Annotated in this window: 19 protein-coding genes and 2 tRNA genes; 4 read left to right on the top strand and 17 right to left on the bottom strand. The window is 69.8% G+C overall.

The window, feature by feature from the left end; translation table 11 throughout:
* Window positions 1–33 precede the first annotated feature (33 nt).
* Together AC16DP_RS07600 and rfbB are read right to left on the bottom strand one after the other, a co-directional pair.
* Window positions 34–933 carry an SDR family oxidoreductase gene (locus AC16DP_RS07600; RefSeq protein ID WP_329728609.1) on the bottom strand — a complete coding sequence of 300 codons (900 nt, stop codon included), beginning with the start codon at window positions 931–933 and terminating at the stop codon, window positions 34–36.
* Between the two features lie 16 nt (window positions 934–949).
* Window positions 950–1969 carry a dTDP-glucose 4,6-dehydratase gene (rfbB, locus tag AC16DP_RS07595; RefSeq protein ID WP_329728608.1) on the bottom strand — a complete coding sequence of 340 codons (1020 nt, stop codon included), beginning with the start codon at window positions 1967–1969 and terminating at the stop codon, window positions 950–952.
* 115 nt (window positions 1970–2084) lie between these two features.
* Here rfbB and AC16DP_RS07590 point away from each other — a divergent pair, with 115 nt between their 5' ends.
* Both AC16DP_RS07590 and AC16DP_RS07585 read left to right on the top strand, forming a co-directional pair.
* Complete coding sequence (locus AC16DP_RS07590) at window positions 2085–3722, top strand: glycosyltransferase (RefSeq protein ID WP_329728607.1); 1638 nt, start codon at window positions 2085–2087, stop codon at window positions 3720–3722.
* The gene (locus tag AC16DP_RS07585; RefSeq protein ID WP_329728606.1) at window positions 3712–4215 is read left to right on the top strand and encodes a hypothetical protein; all 504 of its coding nucleotides are present in this window, start codon (window positions 3712–3714) and stop codon (window positions 4213–4215) included. The genes AC16DP_RS07590 and AC16DP_RS07585 overlap by 11 nt, the downstream gene beginning before the upstream one ends.
* A gap of 20 nt (window positions 4216–4235) precedes the next feature.
* Here the strand turns inward: AC16DP_RS07585 and AC16DP_RS07580 are convergent, their stop codons facing one another.
* The 9 genes from AC16DP_RS07580 to AC16DP_RS07540 form a co-directional block, all read right to left on the bottom strand.
* Complete coding sequence (locus AC16DP_RS07580) at window positions 4236–5663, bottom strand: glycosyltransferase family A protein (RefSeq protein WP_329728605.1); 1428 nt, start codon at window positions 5661–5663, stop codon at window positions 4236–4238.
* Entirely contained in the window at window positions 5660–6508 is an 849-nt protein-coding gene (locus tag AC16DP_RS07575) for a glycosyltransferase family 2 protein (RefSeq protein ID WP_329728604.1), read from the bottom strand. Before AC16DP_RS07575 ends, AC16DP_RS07580 begins: the two co-directional genes overlap by 4 nt.
* Entirely contained in the window at window positions 6505–7809 is a 1305-nt protein-coding gene (locus AC16DP_RS07570; RefSeq protein WP_329728603.1) for an ABC transporter ATP-binding protein, read from the bottom strand. Before AC16DP_RS07570 ends, AC16DP_RS07575 begins: the two co-directional genes overlap by 4 nt.
* Complete coding sequence (locus AC16DP_RS07565) at window positions 7809–8588, bottom strand: ABC transporter permease (protein WP_329728602.1); 780 nt, start codon at window positions 8586–8588, stop codon at window positions 7809–7811. Before AC16DP_RS07565 ends, AC16DP_RS07570 begins: the two co-directional genes overlap by 1 nt.
* Window positions 8589–8782: 194 nt before the next feature.
* Window positions 8783–8857: transfer RNA gene (locus AC16DP_RS07560), tRNA-Gly, on the bottom strand.
* 13 nt (window positions 8858–8870) lie between these two features.
* Window positions 8871–8945 (bottom strand) — tRNA-Gly (locus tag AC16DP_RS07555).
* An 83-nt stretch (window positions 8946–9028) separates the two neighbouring features.
* On the bottom strand, window positions 9029–9718 hold the full coding sequence (gene pgsA / locus AC16DP_RS07550) for a CDP-diacylglycerol--glycerol-3-phosphate 3-phosphatidyltransferase (protein WP_329728601.1): 690 nt from the start codon (window positions 9716–9718) through the stop codon (window positions 9029–9031).
* 11 nt (window positions 9719–9729) lie between these two features.
* Window positions 9730–11232: a tetratricopeptide repeat protein gene (locus AC16DP_RS07545; protein ID WP_329728600.1), complete on the bottom strand. Its 1503-nt coding sequence runs from the start codon at window positions 11230–11232 to the stop codon at window positions 9730–9732.
* Window positions 11186–11872 carry a transglycosylase SLT domain-containing protein gene (locus AC16DP_RS07540; protein ID WP_329728599.1) on the bottom strand — a complete coding sequence of 229 codons (687 nt, stop codon included), beginning with the start codon at window positions 11870–11872 and terminating at the stop codon, window positions 11186–11188. The genes AC16DP_RS07545 and AC16DP_RS07540 overlap by 47 nt, the downstream gene beginning before the upstream one ends.
* Window positions 11873–11959: 87 nt before the next feature.
* On the opposite strand from AC16DP_RS07540, the gene nadB reads away from it, so the two are divergent.
* Entirely contained in the window at window positions 11960–13549 is a 1590-nt protein-coding gene (gene nadB, locus AC16DP_RS07535) for an L-aspartate oxidase (protein WP_329728598.1), read from the top strand.
* A gap of 22 nt (window positions 13550–13571) precedes the next feature.
* Window positions 13572–14168 carry an LOG family protein gene (locus AC16DP_RS07530; protein WP_329728597.1) on the top strand — a complete coding sequence of 199 codons (597 nt, stop codon included), beginning with the start codon at window positions 13572–13574 and terminating at the stop codon, window positions 14166–14168.
* Between the two features lie 15 nt (window positions 14169–14183).
* Here AC16DP_RS07530 and AC16DP_RS07525 read toward each other — a convergent pair whose 3' ends face one another.
* The 6 genes from AC16DP_RS07525 to bacN all read right to left on the bottom strand — a co-directional run bounded on the left by AC16DP_RS07525 (window position 14184) and on the right by bacN (window position 17739).
* Window positions 14184–14813: a hypothetical protein gene (locus tag AC16DP_RS07525; RefSeq protein WP_329728596.1), complete on the bottom strand. Its 630-nt coding sequence runs from the start codon at window positions 14811–14813 to the stop codon at window positions 14184–14186.
* A complete protein-coding gene (pyrE, locus tag AC16DP_RS07520; RefSeq protein WP_329728595.1) occupies window positions 14810–15379 on the bottom strand; it encodes an orotate phosphoribosyltransferase in 570 nt (189 codons plus the stop codon). The genes AC16DP_RS07525 and pyrE overlap by 4 nt, the downstream gene beginning before the upstream one ends.
* Window positions 15376–16236, bottom strand: coding sequence for a ParB N-terminal domain-containing protein (locus AC16DP_RS07515; RefSeq protein ID WP_329728594.1), 861 nt, complete (start codon window positions 16234–16236; stop codon window positions 15376–15378). The genes pyrE and AC16DP_RS07515 overlap by 4 nt, the downstream gene beginning before the upstream one ends.
* A gap of 81 nt (window positions 16237–16317) precedes the next feature.
* Entirely contained in the window at window positions 16318–17016 is a 699-nt protein-coding gene (locus tag AC16DP_RS07510; protein ID WP_329728593.1) for a bactofilin family protein, read from the bottom strand.
* Between the two features lie 3 nt (window positions 17017–17019).
* Window positions 17020–17346 (bottom strand): bactofilin family protein, encoded by a 327-nt coding sequence (locus AC16DP_RS07505; RefSeq protein WP_043389034.1) that lies wholly within the window; start codon window positions 17344–17346, stop codon window positions 17020–17022.
* A 48-nt stretch (window positions 17347–17394) separates the two neighbouring features.
* Window positions 17395–17739 carry a bactofilin BacN gene (bacN, locus tag AC16DP_RS07500; RefSeq protein ID WP_043389032.1) on the bottom strand — a complete coding sequence of 115 codons (345 nt, stop codon included), beginning with the start codon at window positions 17737–17739 and terminating at the stop codon, window positions 17395–17397.
* Between the last annotated feature and the right edge of the window lie 25 nt (window positions 17740–17764).

Raw genomic sequence — 17764 nt, 5'->3', positions numbered from 1 at the left:
CGGGAAGGCTATACCCGCCCCGAAGCGCTTCGTTCAAGCACCCCGCCCGTCCTTCCAAGCGGCATGGAAGCGGGCCAGGGACTCAGCCAACGGCAGCGGCTGGGTGCGCAGCTGGGTGCGGACCTTGTCCACCTTGAGGCCACTGCGGAGCGGGCGAGGGCTCGCCAGCTTCATGTCCGCCAGGCGGGTAGGCGTGATGAGGCCCGGATCGAAGCCGAACACCTCGCACACCGCTCGGCCGAAGCTGACGCGATCCACCACGTCCGCGCCGCAGGTGTTCCAGATGCCCCCCAGCTTGCGCTCGCCCAGCTCCACCAGCATGGCGGCCACGCTGTCGGCGAGGCTCGCGGAGACGAACTGGTCCTCGAAGAGCTTCACGGGCTGACCCTTCTCCAGGGCACCCACCAGCCACGCGCCGAAGTTGGGACGGCCCGCCATGGGCCAGCCGTACACCACGGCGGTGCGCGCGATGGCGCAGCCCGGCACGAAGGTGCGGGCGGCCTGCTCCCCCATGTGCTTGGTGAGGGCGTAGACGCCGCGCGGGTTGGGCAGCGCCTGCTCGTCGTAGGGCCCGTGCTCGCCGTCGAAGACGTAGTCCGTGGAGACGTGCACCAGGTGCGCGCCCAGCTTGCGCGCGCCCCGGGCCACCGCCGCCACCGCGGTGACGTTGGCCGCGTACGCCTGCTCCGGCTCGCGCTCGCAGGCATCCACCTCCGTCATGGAGGCCGGATGGATGATGACCTCGGGAGCCGCGGCCTCGAGGGCGGCGGCCACGTCCTGCTCGCGCGTGAGGTCGCACTCCACATACCGGTAGGCGCCGTCGGTGCGGCGCGGACCGCGGCCCAGACCCACCACCTCGTGCCCGCCCTTCTCGAGGAGCGTGCACACGCGGCTGCCCACCAGCCCGTTGGAACCCGTGACGAGGAATCGCATGGGAGAGGCTCCTGGCTCAGCCGTTGAGGCGCGTGCGGTACTGCGACTCGAAGTACTGGCGGTAGGCGCCGCTCATCACGCGCTCCCACCAGGCCGCGTTGTCCACGTACCAGCGCACCGTCTCCTGCAGGCCCTGCTCGAAGGTGTGCGACGGCGTCCAGCCCAGCTCCGTGCGGATCTTCGTGGGGTCGATGGCGTAGCGCCGGTCATGGCCCGGGCGGTCCTTCACGTACTTGATGAGGGACTCGGGCTTGTCGAGCAGGCCGAGGATCGCCTTGACGATCTCGATGTTCTTGCGCTCGGAGTTGCCGCCGATGTTGTAGACCTGACCGGACTTGCCCTTCTCCAGCGCGGTGAGGAGCGCCGAGCAGTGGTCCTCCACGTGGAGCCAGTCGCGCACGTTGGCGCCGTCGCCGTAGACGGGCAGCGGCTTGTCGTGCAGGGCGTTGACGACCATGAGGGGGATGAGCTTCTCGGGGAACTGGTAGCGGCCGTAGTTGTTGGAGCAGCGCGTCACCACCACGTCCATGCCGAAGGTGTGGTGCCAGGCCAGCGCGAGCAGGTCCGAGCTCGTCTTGGAGGCCGAGTAGGGGCTGGAGGGCTGCAGCGGCGAGGTCTCGGTGAAGTAGCCGGTGGGGCCGAGCGAGCCGTACACCTCGTCGGTGGAGACCATGAGGAAGCGCTTGATGCCGCGCACGCGGCTGGCCTCGAGCAGCTGCTGGGTGCCGAGCACGTTGGCCTGGATGAAGGCCTCGGGGCCCATGATGGAGCGGTCCACGTGGCTCTCGGCCGCCAGGTGCATGACGGCGTCGATGCGGTGCACGCCCATCAGGTGCTCGACGAGCTCGCGGTTGGCCACGTCGCCGCGCACGAAGATGTGCTTGGGGTCGCCCTCGAGCTCCTTGAGGTTCTCGAGGTTGCCCGCGTACGTGAGCTTGTCGAGATTGACGAGCGTCCAGTCGGGCCGCACGCGGCGCAGGTACTTGACGAGGTTGGACCCAATGAAACCGCAGCCACCCGTGACCAGGACGTTCATCGACGAACTCGGAGAGTAAAGAAGTGAATACCGGGGGCCTGAGTAGCGAAGGGGGCGGTGCGCGTCAAGGCAGCCTTGTGTGCGGACCTCCCAGCAGGTAGACGCTGGAAGCATCGTGAGAATCCCGAGAAGCAGACGGGCGGCCGGGCCATCAGCGGCCCGAGCGGTCCACCAGCTGGTCCCTCGGCTGGCCTGGGGCGACGCGGTGGGCAACCAGGTGCGCTACCTGCGCGAGTTGCTGCGGAGCTGGGGTTACGCCTCGGAGATCTACGCGGACCAGTGGGACGAGGAGTGCCGGCCCCTGGTACGGCCCGCGAAGGATTATCCGCGCGAGGCGGATGATTCGAGTGCCCTCATCATCCACCACAGCTTCGAGTCGAGGCTGGTGCCGCTGATCGCCCGCTCGCCGGGGCGCAAGGCGGTCGTGTACCACAACGTCACGCCGGCCCGGCTCTTCGAGGGTTTCGAGCGCAAGGTGGCCCAGGCCTGCGAGGCGGCCCGGGACGAGCTGCTGGCGATGAGGCCGATGGTGGAGTGCGCGTGGGCGTATTCGCGCTTCAGCGCCGAGGAACTGGTGGCGGCGGGCTACCCGCACGTGTCGGTGCTGCCCTTCGCGGTGGACTGGCGGGCCTTCGACGTGGAGCCGGATCCGGTGCTGCGCGCCGAGCTGGATGACGGGTGCGCCAACCTCCTCTTCGTGGGCCGCGCGGTGCCGAGCAAGCGGGTGGACGACGTGCTGCGCGTCTTCACCGCCTGGCAGCGGCTGTACCAGCCCCGGAGCCGGCTGCTCGTGGCGGGCTACCTCAACCGGGAGACGCCGTATGGCGCGTACCTGTACGGGCTGAAGGAGATGCTCGGGGCCGAGCGCGTGCAGTTCCTCGGGCGGGTGAGCGCGGCGCAGCTGTCCGCGTGCTTCTCGGTGGCCTCGGCGTACCTCTCCATGAGCCGGCACGAGGGCTTCGGCGTGCCGCTGCTGGAGGCCATGTATCGCGGCGTGCCCGTGGTGGCGTATGGCGCCGCCGCCGTGCCCGAGACGATGGGGGGCGCGGGCGTGGCCTCGCTGACGAACGACCCCCTGGAGATTGCGCGGTTGCTCGCGGTGCTGGAGCGCGACCCGGCCCTGCGGCGGGAGATGGTCGCCGCCCAGCGCGCCCGGGTGGAGCAGCTCGGCCAGGACGCCGTGGCCGAGGCCGTGCGCGAGGGGCTCCAGCCCTTCCTGGAGGGCACCCTGCGTGCACCGGCCACCGGGAGCGGGGCCTCGGGCGTGAACCTCGTGTGCCCCGGCTTCGTGGCCGCTCCGGAGGCGCCCGCGTCCGAGCTGGCACGGCGGCTGGTGGAGCAACTGCCCGGGGCACGCCTGCTGACGCTGGATCCCCAGCCCCGGCCGGTGGAGCTGGCGCCGCGCTCGCTGCGCGTGGGAGGCCTGGAGGTGCGCGCCTTCACCCCCGACGAGCCCCTGCCCCGGGATGCGTCGCGTGAGCTTCCCGGCTCCTCGTCGCTGGAGACGGCACTGCGCGCCTCGCGTGTGCCCACCGTCTTCCTGCCCGCGGATTCACTGCTCGCCCGGGACACCCTGCCCCACCTGTCCGCCGAGGCCTGGGGGGTCCGCGACACGTCCCGCCCGCTCTCCGCGCCCGACGTGGGCGAGCGCCTGGGGCAGCGGCTGCTCACCTTCGATCCCAGCCGGCCGGAGCCCACCGTGTCCGCGCTCGTCCAGGCCCTGCGGGCCACTGGAGCCCTCCGTGCGTCCTGAAGATCTCCTCACCACGACCCCGACCGCCGAGCGCCTCGCGGAGGAGGCCGCACGGCTGCCCGAGCCCGCGCCCGAGCAGGTGGAGTCGCTCCGCCGGCTGCTGGACGCCTCGCAGCGGGCTCCGGCCGAGACGGAATGGCCGCCCATCCTCCAGGCGCCCCGCTCGAAGAAGGACAGCCGCTACGCGGAGCCGCCCACCTCGCACCGCCCGGTGGTGGGGCCCATGCTGGTGACGGCCAAGCGCGCCTTCCGGCTCGCCTTCCAGCCCTTCATCAACGAGATGCTGCGCAAGCAGGTGGAGTTCAACGAGGCCATCCTCGACTCGCTGGCGCTCATCTATGAGCACCAGCGCGAGGAGTCGCGGACCCAGACGGCCTGGCGCCGCGAGGTCATGGCCCGGCTGGCCGCACTGGAGCAGTCGGCTCCTGAGCAGACGCCTTCCGAGCAGGTGCCTTCCGAGCGGGCCCCCAAGGGACGGAACCGGCGGTCCTGACACCAGGTCCAAGGACTCCGCTACCGCAGCACGCGGGAGACCAGGGAGCGGACCCGGGCGTGCGTGCCAGGGAAGCGCTCCCGGAGGCGCTGGTTGAGCCGGTCGATGGCCTGATAACGCAGACCCTTGGTGCTCTCGCCGCGGGCCTGGGCCCGGGCCAACCGCTCCTCCAGCGACGCGAGCGGGAGCAGCACCTGGAGGGGCGGAGCGGGAAGCGCCATGGGCTCGGGTCCGAGCGCGCGCCACTCCCACGTCGCGAGCCCCGCGGTGAAGACGGGCTCGAAGAGACTCGCCAGCCGCGCGGGCAGATCCGCCCGAGGAGCCTCCACCGGATCCGCCACCTCCAGCGGCAGCGCGCCCACGCGCGAGCGATCGATGACAAGCCCGTACAACAGGGCCGGGTGCTCCAGCAGATGGGAGAACTCGAAGTGGTCGCCCAACGGGAAGGGCTTCTTCTCCGCGATGAAGCGCCCCCCCGCCGTCTCGCGAACGAGCGTCCACCGGGAACGAGCGAAGGCCCACGCCGCGGAGCCCTCGCGCAGCCGCTGGACGAGTTGCACGTAGTGGGCGGGGTACACGACGCACGAGGCATCGAGGAAGGACAGGTACTGGCCCCGAGCCTCGCGCACGCCCCGGGCCATCCCGCCTTCGGGGACGCGGATGAGCTGGTAGGAGAAGTCTCGGAGCCGTCGGTGGCGTTCCAGCAGCGCGCGGGCGTCCGGTTCCTTCAGGGAGGCTCCCGGAGGCAGCACCACGAGCAGTTCCAGCGGGCGGTACTCCTGACACGCGAGCGAGAAGAGCGTCTCGTCGAGCGAGGCCGCGGGCGTGTCTCCCGCCCAGAGCACGATGCTGAGCAGCCCCGGCTCCCGCGAAGGAGCACGCGAGGCAGCACGCCCAAGGGCCAGCAACACCCCATCCGCCTCGGAGGTGGGGCTGAGCTGCGCCAGGAGCCGCCGGAGGGCACGCGCGGTATCCGGGGCCAGCTCCGCCGTGGAGTCCTGGCAGGGAATGAGCTCCTGGTGCCGCACCTCGAGTCCAAGCTCGGTCAGGCCCCGCAGCACGGCCTCGGCCGATGAGCCCGGCCGGCCCGGAGCCATCCCCAACAACGTCTCCAGCAGGGCAGCCGACGCACCGGCGTTGCGCATCGCCAGGAGGAGCTCGGCACCGGGAGCGGCCTCGGAGGCCTCGCGCACCTGGGGCAACGGCTCCCCCTCCTCCACCGGGAGCACCACGTGGGTGGGAGCGAACGCACGCATCCGCTCCACCCGCTCGCCCGTGGCCGGCACCGCGAGCACCGCACAACCCGCGGCCTCGAGGGCCCGGGCCAGCTCCGGCGCCTCACCCAGGAGAGCCACGCGGTCCCCTGCCCGGACGCGCTCCCGCACGAGCCCGCTCAGCCGGGAGTCCAGCGTCTCCAGAAGAACCGAGTCACGCGCGCCGGTGCTCACCAACGAGGCTCCGCGAACTCGAAGAGGTGCTGGAAGTCGGCCACCCGGGCCAGTGCGCGGGGCGGACGGGACTCCTTGGGAAGCTCGAAGGGCGCACCACCGAGCTCCAGGTATTCCTTCATGCGGGCCCGGGCGAACTCCAGGTCACCGTACTTGGCGCCCAGCAAGGCGGCGCTGCGGCGCACGCGGCGCTCGCGGTCCGGGCTGAGCTCCCGCGTCACCGTGTAGTGATGCACCAACGCCCGAGGCGCCACGCGGACGGAGAAGCCCGCGGCGCGAGCCCGCCAGGACAGGTCCACGTCCTCGCAGTACATGAAGAAGCGCTCGTCGAAGCCGCCGATGGACTCGAACAGCTCGCGCCGCACCAGCAGCACGCACCCGGAGCACCAGGGCGTCTCGTGCGTCTCCGGGTCGTACGGCTTGGGCAGCTCATCGGGGAAGAGCCGGGCCTCCACCAGCCCCGTACGAGGCCGCCGCTCCGCCTCGGTGACGAGCTCGCGCAGACACTCGGGGTGCAGCACGCCGTCCGGGTTGACGCAGACGTAGTGGCGCACCGAGGGGTCCGCGAACGCCTCGGCCATGAGCCGGTTGTGGGCCACGCCAAAACCCAGGTTGGCCCCGGAGAAGCGGTAGTCCGCCCCCGGTGACACCGTGAGCACCACGTCGCGCAGCGCCTCGGTGGGCGAGTTGTCCAGCCAGCGCACCTGGAAGGCCGGTGTCCCCGGCGTCTCCCGGGTCGCGGCCAGCGAGGCGACGAGCCGTTCCAGCTCCTCGCGAGAGTTGCGGTACAGCACGATGCCGAGCCACACGGGACTCGAGCCCGGCGCCGGACCGCCCCGGCTCACGAGACGACCTGTCTCACGGGAGCCGCCTCGGCGACGCCATCCAGCCGCCAGCGGTGCACCAACCTCACCAGCCCCTCGTCCGCGCCGGAGACACGCACCGAGAACGGACACACGCCCTTGCGCTCGTCGTAGACGGACCCACTGGCCGTCCGGGCGGACACATCGAACGTGTAGTCCCCGGACAGCAGCCCGAGCCGCTCGATGCTCAACCGCGCCGTCCCACGCCCGGAGACGACACCGGGCATCCGGGCGTCATCGGCGAAGGTGGTGATGCGGTAGATCATCGTGCCATCCGAGCGCATCAACGCCAGCGAGAAGCCCAGATCCTCCACCGGTTGCGTGGCGTTGTAGCCGATGTGGACCTCCAGGCCCTCCTCCGTGCCGATCTCCTTCACATCCTCGCCGCGGGGATTCGTCAGCCGGAGCAGCTCGAGGCTGACCGGGGAACCGGGACGCTGCGCCGCCGCCTCCAGCGTGGGCAGGGCGCCGCCGTCGGGAGACAGGGCGGGCGCGAGCATGGGCAGGCCACTGGCCTCCGCGAGGTTCACGGCCTGGCGGTAGTGCCGGACGACCTCCGCGGGCGTGCCCACCTCGCGGATGCGCCCACCGTCGATCCACGCGGCCAGGTCGCACCAGCGCTCGAGCGTGCCCAGGTCATGCGTGACGATGACGATCGTCTTCCCGGCGTTCCGGAACTCCGTCATCTTCTGCATGCTCTTGCGGCTGAAGTGCTCGTCGCCCACCGCGAGGATCTCATCGATGATGAGGATCTCCGGGTCCACGTGCGTGGCCACCGCGAAGGCCAGGCGCATGTACATGCCGCTGGAGTACGTGCGCACCGGCTCGTCGATGAAGTCGCCCAGCTCGCTGAAGGCGATGATCTCATCCATGCGCGCCCGGATCTCCGCGCGCGACATGCCGAGGATGACGCCGTTGATGAGGATGTTCTCCCGCCCGGAGAAGTCCGGGTGGAAGCCGGCGCCCAGATCCAACAGCGCGGAGATGCGGCCGTTGAGCTCGATGTGGCCCGACGTCGGCGTGTAGATGCCGGTGATGAGCTTGAGCAGCGTGCTCTTGCCCGAGCCGTTGCGGCCGATGATACCCATCGTCTTGCCGCGGGGCACCGTGAGGTTGATGCCCCGGAGGGCCTCGATGACCGTGGCGTCCTGCTTGTGCCGCTGACCGCGCAGCCAGCGCACCAGCTCGGACTTGAAGGTCGTGTACTCGCCCCGGATGGTTCTCTTCCGAAAGCGCTTCACCACGTCCCGCAGGACGATGGCATCGTTGGAGGGGGCTTGCATCAGATGAACTCCGCGAACTCCTCGCGGCGACGCTCGAAGATTTCGGACGCGACCCAGAGCAGACCGAAGGCAATGGCCATCCACAGCAGCAGGGGCCCCGCATCCGGCAGCCGCTGCTCGTAGAAGATGGCCTGGTAGGAGGTGACCATCACCGCCATGGGGTTGGCCAGCACGGCCAGCGTGCGGAAGCGCTCGGGGATGGTGGTCGCCTGGTAGAAGATGGGGGTGACGAAGAACCAGAGCGTCAGCACGTTGGTGACGATCTGCTGCAGGTCCCGGAAGGTGACGTTGAGCGAGGAGATGAGGTAGGCGAGCGCCAGCGTCACGGCCAACTGGGTCACCACCACCGCGGGGAAGGCCACCACGTGCCAGGAGGGGTAGCGGCCGAAGAACATCCCCAGCACCATCATCAACGGCAGGGACAGCAGGAAGTTGATGAGGTTGGTGGTCACCACCGAGGCGGGCAGCACCTGGGCCGGGAAGCGCACCTTGGTGAGCAGATCCCTCCGGTCACTGATGGCGCTGGCCCCGGTGCCCAGGGAGCTGTTGAACCAGATCCACGGCAGCAGCCCCACGAACACGAAGTACGTGTACGCCTCCATCTTCTGCCGCATGTAGACGGAGAAGAGGAGCGTGTAGACGGCCATCTGCAACATCGGGTTGAGGAACGTCCAGAGGAACCCGAGCACCGAGTTGCGGTAGCGGGCCTTGAGCTCGCGCTGCGTCAGGCTCAGCAGGAGGCCCCGGTACTGGTAGAGCTCTCGGAGGTTGCGGAACATGCGGCGCTATCCATACAGCATGGGAAGGGGTGGAGGGGAACGGCCCCCACGGATTCCCGTTCCGTATGGCTGGCCGCCCTGCTTCCCGGGGGCGAACCGCCCGAGGCGGCGCCCCCTATAGGCAAAGGGCAGGGCCTCGTCAAACCAGAGCTGGAAACAACAAAGGCCTCCTGGCTTCCCAGGAGGCCTTTTCTTGGAGCGGGAAAAGGGATTTGAACCCTCGACCCTCGCCTTGGCAAGGCGATGCTCTACCGCTGAGCTATTCCCGCATCAGAGGAGTGGTGGAGCGGGAAAAGGGATTTGAACCCTCGACCCTCGCCTTGGCAAGGCGATGCTCTACCGCTGAGCTATTCCCGCGTCACTCGCTCCTGATTGCCTCCGGCGTTGCCTCGCGGCGACGTCGAAAGCGAGGGGGGATATACAATCCGGTCCCAGGTGCGTCAAGCCTTCTGTGCGTCCGCTCCGCTCCCCCGTCTGGCCAGCATGGAGAGGAAGGCGCGGAAGTACACGACGGCGCTCCACACCGAGAACGCCCCCGACAAGTAGACCAACAACTGGCCCGCCTTGTTGAAGTCCACGGGCGCCGCGTAGAAGCCCACGTCGATGACGTGCTCGTAGTGCACGCACAGGGAGATGATGCCCACCAGTTGCAGCGAGGTCTTCCACTTGCCCTCCTGCCCGGCGGCGATGACCATGCCCTCGCTCGCCGCGATGGTGCGCAGGCCGCTGACGATGAACTCGCGCGCCAGCAGCACGATGACGACCCAGGCGGAGATGCGCCCCAGCCGCACCATCATCACCAGGGCGGCCATGGCGATGAGCTTGTCGGCCAGCGGATCCATGAACTTGCCCACCACGGTGATGAGGTTCCAACGGCGCGCCAGGTAGCCGTCCACCACGTCGGTGATGGAGGCCACGGCGAACACCGCGGCCGCCAGCAGCGAGGAGAGCGGATCCGCGTCGTAGGTGAGCCAGACGAAGACGGGGATGAGGAAGATGCGGCCCAGCGTCAGGATGTTGGGGAGGTTCCAGAACTCCTGGACGAGCACGCTCGGCTGACGTGCCGCCCGACGCCGCGCCCGCTCCTCCTTCTTCTGCTTCTTCCGCAACGCACGCTCAGCTCGATCCATGGCGGGGCCTTCTACCGGACTGGCAGGGCAATGAGGGCAAATCCTTCACCGCTCAGTTCCACGGCGACACGGGGAGCGTCCTCCTCCCCCGGCAGCGGCACCACCCGGGGCGTCACCTTGCCCTGCCAGCCCACCAGGTGGGACAGGGGGACCGTCACCGGTGTCTCCTCGGCGACGAACACCGAGCGCAGCGTCCCGCCCAGGCTCAGCACCACCCTGCCCTGCCCGCGCAGGTGTACCAGGCTCAGGTCCGGAGCGATCTCCGAGGGCACCTTGCCATTCTCGAAGGCCACCGCCTCCTCGAAGGCGAAGAGGCACTCCTCGCGCACGTAGGCGCCCACGTCCCCCAGGTCCACCGCCAGGAAGGAGCGCGACGCGGGCGGCTCGAGGAAGAGCACGCCCTGGCCGCTGGCGCGCACGAAGCGGCCCGCCCCATCACCGAAGGGCTCGTCCGTGGGCCGGCCCCGGTAGCGCTTCACCTCCGGCTGGAAGTGGATCTGCCCGCTGTAGGCCACCAGCCCCTCCAGCCGCGTGAGCAGCTCGCCCTCCACTCGCGCGGAGAAGCTGCCGTTGCCCACCCGGAAGGGCTGGGTCTGGCTCGCCCCCGCCAGCGCCAGCGCGGGCACCAGCTCCGCCAGCATCGGCACGTCCGCGCCCGGCCGGAAGGCGACCCTCGACGGCAGCTCGGGAACGGCCTCATCCAGGGACTGGGGCAACGGCTCACTCGGCGTCACCGCCTGGGACGTCTCCGCGAAGGCCGCGTCCGACTCCGCCTCGGGGGTGTCCGCCGGGGCCCGCGCTCCGGCCGCGTCCGACTGACTCTCGGAGAGGGCACCGGGCCCCTCGTCCTCGGCGAACCGCAGGTCGTCCGAGTCCTCCGCCTGCGCGGGCTGGGGCGCGGAGGGGGGCGTCTCGTCCAGGCCGAACTGCGTGCCCCACTGCCCTTCCACGGGAGCCACCGGACGCGGAGCGGGCGTAGACGCCCGGGGGATGACGGGCACGGACCTGGAGGGCCGGAGCACCTTCTCTCCCGCGATGGCCTTGGCCATCTTCTCCGCCATGGCCTCGCTGCCCGCCTTGACGAAGTGCTCGCGGGCGCGGCCGTACTCCCCGGCCTGTGCCAGGGCGAGTCCCAGGTAGTTGTGCGCCTTCTGGTGGTCGGGCTGCAGATCCGTCGCGGCCTCGAACTCACGCATCGCGCGCTGCAGGGCGTTCGTCTTCAGGTACACCAGTCCCAGGTTGACGCGCAGCGTGGCGTCCACCGGGTTGTCGCGCACCAGCGCCTCGTAGATCTCCGCCGCCCGGTCGAAGAGGCCCAGCTTGAAGTAGGCCAGCCCGAGCAGGTTGCGGCCCTTCTCGTTGCGGGGTTGGAGCTGGTGGGCCCGCTCGAGCAGTTGGCGCGCCTCGGGCACGCGGCCCTGCGCCAGCAACTCCCCGCCCTGGTAGAGCTGCTTGAGGAACTCCTCGTCAACGGGGCTCTTCTGCCCCCGCCCCGTCACGCGCGTCGTCGCCATCGGAATCCGTCCCGCGGGGCTCGTTCTTCGTGAGCCGTTCGCGCTCTTTATAATGGTAGTAGAGCTGGAGCACCTTGCGAACGTACGCCTGCGTCTCCGCGTATGGCGGCACCTGGCCCCCGTACTTGCGCACGGCTTCCGGGCCCGCGTTGTACGCGGCCACCATCTTCACCATGTCCCCGTTGAAGAGGTTGGCCAGCACGCGCAGGTAGCGCACCCCACCCTCGATGTTGTCCCGGGTGTCGAAGATGTCCTTCACGTACATGTCCGAGGCCGTCGCCGGCATGAGCTGCATCAACCCGCTGGCGCCCTTGGGAGACAGGGCATTGGAGTTGAAGTTGCTCTCCGTGTGCATGATGGCCCGCACCAGCGCGGTGGGGATGCGGTAGCGCTCGGCGGCCTTGACGATGTGCGGCTCGAGCTCCGCCGGGGTACGCGACCTGCCCTTCACCGGGGCGGTGGGCTCGGGAGCATCGGTGAAGGTGCCCTTGAGCTTGCTCGCCTTCTTGGCTCCACCGGGCGGGACGTTCGTGTAGACGATGGTCCCGTCCTTCTCCACGTACCTGTAGATGCCCTCCGCCTGGACACCCAGGGGGGCAAGCAGCAGCGCGGCCAGCAGCAGGAAGGAAATGGGTCGCATATCGGCCCCCCAACCTTAGATCCCCTGTCGAAAGTCCTCAAGAAATCGCCTTGTTTCCGGCACTTACAGCCATTAAGGGTCTGACACATGCCCCATCGGTTCGACTTCCTGGTTTTGGGCGGTGGTGTGGCCGGACTCTCGCTGGCCCTCCAGGCGGCCCGGCACGGCACTGTCGCGGTCCTCACCAAGCGGGACAGGCACGAGGGCAACACGGCCTACGCCCAGGGTGGCATCGCCAGCGTGCTGTCGCCCACGGACACCTTCGAGGAGCACATCCAGGACACCCTGGAGGCCGGTGCCGGCATCAACCACCTGGACGCGGTGGAGGTGACGGTGCGCGAGGGCCCCGAGCGCATCCGGGAGCTGGTGCAGCTGGGGGCGGACTTCAACCGGCGGGCCACGGGCGAGTTCGACCTGACGCGCGAGGGCGGCCACTCGCAGCGGCGCATCATCCACTCGGGCGACATCACGGGGCGCGAGGTGCAGCGGGCCCTGATCGAGGCCTGTGACGAGCAGCCCAACATCACCTTCTTCCAGAACACCTCGGCCATCGATCTGATCCTCGATCGGAAGGCGGGCCCGGGTGCGCCCGGCCGGTGCCTGGGGGTGTACGCGCTCACGGCGGAGGGCCACATCGAGCGCTTCCTGGGGAAGGTGACGGTGCTGGCCACGGGAGGAGCGGGCAAGGTGTACCTGTACACCTCCAACCCGGACGTGGCCACGGGCGACGGCGTGGCCATGGCGTACCGGGCGGGGGCGGCGGTGGCCAACATGGAGTTCTACCAGTTCCACCCCACCTGCCTGTACCACCCGGAGGCCAAGAGCTTCCTCATCAGCGAGGCGCTGCGGGGCGAGGGCGGCAAGCTGCGGCTGCGCAACGGCCAGCAGTTCATGGACCGCTACCACCGGATGGGCGAGCTGGCCCCGCGCGACGTGGTGGCGCGCGCCATCGACGCGGAGCTCAAGCGCACCGGTGACGACAGCGTCTTCCTGGACATGACGCACCTGGGGCGCGCCTTCATCATGGAGCGCTTCCCCAACATCTACACCACGTGCAAGGCCTTCAACATCGACATGGCCGTGCAGCCCATCCCCGTGGTGCCCGCGGCCCACTACATGTGCGGCGGCGTGGTGACGGACCTGTACGGCCGCACCAACGTGCCGGGCCTCTACGCCATCGGCGAGGTGGCCCACACCGGCCTGCACGGCGCCAACCGGCTCGCCTCCAACTCGCTGCTGGAGGGGCTCGTCTTCGGCCACCGTGCCGCCGCCATCTGCGCCGAGGAGCTCCGCGCCCTCTCCCCGCTCGAGGAGGATCCTCCCGAGTGGGACGAGGGCAGCGCGGTGGCCTCGGACGAGAGCGTGGTGGTCACCCACAACTGGGATGAGATCCGCCGGCTCATGTGGAACTACGTGGGCATCGTCCGCACGGACAAGCGGCTGATGCGGGCGCGGCGCCGGCTGGAGCTGCTGCGCGAGGAGATCCGCGACTACTACTGGCGCTTCAAGGTGACGCGCGACGTGATCGAGCTGCGCAACATCTGCGAGGTGGCCAGCCTCATCGTGGACTGCGCCAGCCGCCGCAAGGAGAGCCGCGGCCTGCACTTCACGCTGGACTACCCCAACACGGACGACCACCACTGGAAGCACGACACCGTCGTCCGCCGCGAGCTGTGAGCCCCTGGAGGAGCTTGCCGAAATGGAACCGAAGTCGGTCTGTGTCTTCTGTGGCTCGCGGATGGGAGCCCGGCCGGAGTACCTCGAGGGGGCCCGGGCCCTGGGCACGGAGATCGCCCGGCGGGGGCTCACCCTCGTCTACGGCGGCACCAGCGTGGGGCTGATGGGCGCGATGGCGGACGCGGCCCTCGCGCGGGGCGGCAAGGTGATCGGCGTGCTGCCCCAGTTCTTCCTGAGCGAGCGGGAGCGCGCCCACAAGGGGCTCACCGAGCTGCACCTGGTGGACTCCATGCACACGCGCAAGGCGATGATGGCCCGGCTCTCGGACGCCTTCATCGCCATGCCCGGCGGCGTGGGCACCTTCGAGGAGCTCTTCGAGATCACCACCTGGGCCCAGCTCGGCCTCCACCACAAGCCCATCGGCCTGCTCAACGTGGCGGACTTCTACGGGCCACTGCTGGTGATGATGCGGCGCGCGGTGGACGAGGGCTTCATCCCCGAGGCGCGCGCCCAGCCCTTCGCCTGCGACACCTCGCCGGCCGCGCTGTTGGATCAGCTCCAGCGGGCCGGGCAGCCGCTCGCGCCGGACACGCCGGTGCTGCGGCCCGAGCAGACGTGAGACGCCGGGGGCACGTCAGCGCGCGTGCACCCGCATCTCCACCTTGCCGAGCGAGGAGGCCATGCGCAGCACCACGTGCCCCATGCCCTCGGTGATGACGGGCCTGCCATCCGGGTAGGTGGCGGGGAAGCGCACGCGGTAGCCCACCCAGAAGGTGCCCATGTACGGGTAGAAGGAGCGCATCTCCAGGTCCGAGCGCCCCACCCGCTCCACGCTCACGGGCTTCAGCTCGCCCCCGGGCGTCACCATCACCAGGTTCCAGATGGACGAGGGCCGGTCGAAGTCCTCGTAGCGGTAGTTGAAGACGTGGACGCCGAGGAAGAACTCGTGCGTCTTCGCCGCCTCGGCGATCTCCTGGGTGAGGATCTCCTGCACGCGCTCCTGCGTCAGGGCCTTGAAGGCGGCCTCGCGGCGCACGCGGGCCTCACGGAAGGGCTGCGTCTGCAGCGTGGCCGCGGCGAACATCACCGTGTCGAAGCCGCTGTAGAGCTCGGCGCGATCCGTGTACTTCTCCAGCACCTCCTGGTAGCCGAACTCCTGGCGCTCGTCCTTGAAACCAGGCGGCGGATCTCCCAGCGTGGGAGGCGTCGAGACACAGCCCGCGAGCGCCATCATCAGCGCCCCGAGCCGCAACTGCATCTTCATGGAATGAAGTCCTTGCGGGTGTACAGGGTGAAGAGCCGGTGTCCGGCGGCCTCGACCGCCTCGCGTCCGCCCTCCAGTCTATCCACCAACGCGAACGCCCCAAGCACCCGCAGTCCTTCCTGCTGAGCCCGCTCGATTGCCTTGAGCGTGGAGGCGCCCGTGGTCACCACGTCCTCCAGGATGGCCACCGGCGACCCGGGAGCGAGCGCCTTCATGCCCTCGATCCACTGGCCGGTGCCATGGCCCTTGGGCTCCTTGCGGACGATGAAGGCATGCAGGGGCGTGCCCGACAGGTAGCTCATCAGACTGACGGCCGACGCGAGCGGATCCGCGCCCAGCGTCAGCCCGCCCACCGCCACCGCCTCGGAGGCCTCGCGCTGCACGGCCTGCAACAGCAGCCGGCCGATGAGGAAGTGCCCCTCGGCCAGCAGCGCCGTGCGCTTGCAGTCGATGTAGAAGTCCGACTCCTTGCCGGACGACAGCACCACCTTGCGCCGCTCGAAGGAGCGCTCGGTGAGCACCTCCAACAAGCGGGCCCTGTCCCGCGCGAGCGCGTCCACGGTCACAAACGCTCCAGCCAGGCCACGAGGTCCGAGGAGTAGCGCAGCTGGGTGAGCAGCTCCTGCTTCCGCGTCTCATCCAGGTCGGCGAACACGTCCGCCAGCAGCGCCAGGTCCTGGTTGATGTCCACCAGCCGCTGGGTGGCCTCGGCGGCCAGCTCGTCCGCGTCGACCTCTTCCTCCACCGTCTCGGAGGCCAGCGACTCGTCGGGGGACACCAGCGCCTTGTCCAGCATGTCCCGGGCGATGGGCGTCAGCCGCCCCTCGGACTCGAGCCGCGCCTTCAGCTCCTCCAACTCGTCCGCATCCACCGGCGAGGCATGGATGGCCGAGGCCAGCGCCATCAGCAGCGCGTCCTCGTCCGACAGGTCCGTGTGCAGGCGGGCCAGCACCCGATCCCTCTTGAGGAACCTCAGCGCCGCCACCCGGCGGAAGCCGGAGATGATCTGGAAGCGGTCCGGCGGCTTGAAGCGCACGTCCACCGGGAAGAGCTGTCCCAGCCTCGCCAGGTCCGTGGCGAGCGCGGACAGTTCTCCCGGCGGGCGGATCTGGAAGGTGGTGTCCTCGTCGATCCGCTCCAACGGAATGTGCGCGGGAGCCACATGCCCCCGGCGGCGCGGCGCCACGGCTTCCATCCCCTCGGGAGGAACCGCGGCCTGCGCGCTCTCCGGCTGCGAATGCTGCTCGGTGCCCTGTGCCCCACCCTCCTGCTGCTCGGTGGAAGCCGCCTGGGCGGTCTCGGACGCGGAGGCCTCCGCCGTCCCCTCCTGCTCGGAGGAAACGGAGGACTCCCCGGTCGACGACTCCTCGGCCGGGGTGCTCGGCTTCGCGTCCACCTCGTCGATTCTGTTCTCGGCGTTCATGGCGTTCATCGGCACCCTTGGATCGGCCCGTCGTAGCGCCGGGACGGCGGTGCGGTGGCGCACGAGCGCCACCACAACGCTTTAACGACCCTTCTTCTTCACCACGACCTTCTTGCGGGCGGCCTCGGCCACGGTCGGCGGGACCGGCGCGGCGGCCGGCGGCCGAGGAGGCTCGGGGCGGGTGGGCTCGGCGGCCCTGGCCGCGGGCGGCGCAGGGGGTGCCGGGCGGGCCGCCGCCGGAGCGGGCGGAGGCGCCGGGCGGGCCGGAGCCGCGGCCGCCGGACGGGCCGGAGCGGCAGCGGCGGGCGGCGTGGGCCGCGCACCCGGCAGGGCCGGACGGGCCGGAGCCGCACCCGGACGCACCGCGGGACGCACGGTGGCGCCCGTCGGACGCGGCAGCGCCGAGCGATCGGACGGCATGCGTCCCGGCTCCACCTCGCCCATGTCCACGCGGCCGCGGAAGCTCGCACCATCCACGATGATCACGCGGGGGGCGTGGATGTCGCCCACCATGCGGCCCTCGCGGGTGAGCTCCACGCTCTCGGTGGCGTTGATGTTGCCCACCACCACGCCGCTCACGATGGCGTTCTTCACCGCCACGTTCGCCTTCACCACGCCCGTGGGCTCCACGATGAGGGTGCGGCTCAGCGTGAGCTCGCCCTCCACGCGGCCGCGCACGGTCAGGTCCTCGTCACCCGTCAGCTTGCCGCTGATGAGGATGGACTGACCGACCACGGTGTTGTTGACGGCCCCTGGGGCCAGTTCCTTCGCAGTGGCCAAGGATCAGCGCTCCTTCGGAATGTCCATGTCGACGTTGCCCTTGAAGGAGGCACCATCGGCGATGAGGATGCGCGGGGCCTTGATGTCGCCCACCACGCGGCAATCCGTCTTGAGCTCCACCTTGTCCGAGGCGGCGATGTTGCCCGTCACCCGGCCGGCGATCTCCACGTTCTGCGTCTCGATGTCGGCCTCGACCACGCCGCTCCCCTCGACGAAGAGACTCTCCTTCAAGGAGATCTTCCCCTTCACGGTGCCCTGGATGACCAGGTCCTCGTCGCCGGAGATCTCACCATCGATGACAATGCTCGAACCAATGACCGTATTCGCCATGAGTGTTGTCCACCCCTCCCGGAGGGTGCTGCGGGCCCTGGGGCCCGTTTAGATGTCGTCCGGCAGCTTCACGTCCATCTCGATGGAGCCGTTGAACACCGCTCCATCCTCGATGACCACGCGCGGGGCCTTGATGTCCCCCGCCACCTTCGCCGAGGCGTTGATGGCCACCCGGCCCGAGGCGTCGATGTTGCCACTCGCCTCGCCGTTGATGGTCAGCTCCTCCGCGCGGATGTCCGCCTGGACCTTGCCCGTGCCCTCGATGGTCAGGTGGTTCTTCAGGGCGATCTGCCCCTCCACCCGTCCCTCGATGATGAGGTCCCCACCACCCGTCAGATTGCCCCGGATGATGATGCCCTTGCCGATGATGCCCGTCTGCTCGCCCTGTGCCATGCGGTGACCCTCGGAAGCGCCCTCG

The sequence above is a fragment of the Archangium sp. genome (assembly GCF_057119385.1).
Note: the sequence above shows the minus strand (reverse complement) of the source record. Positions and strands in the feature narration are given on the sequence as shown.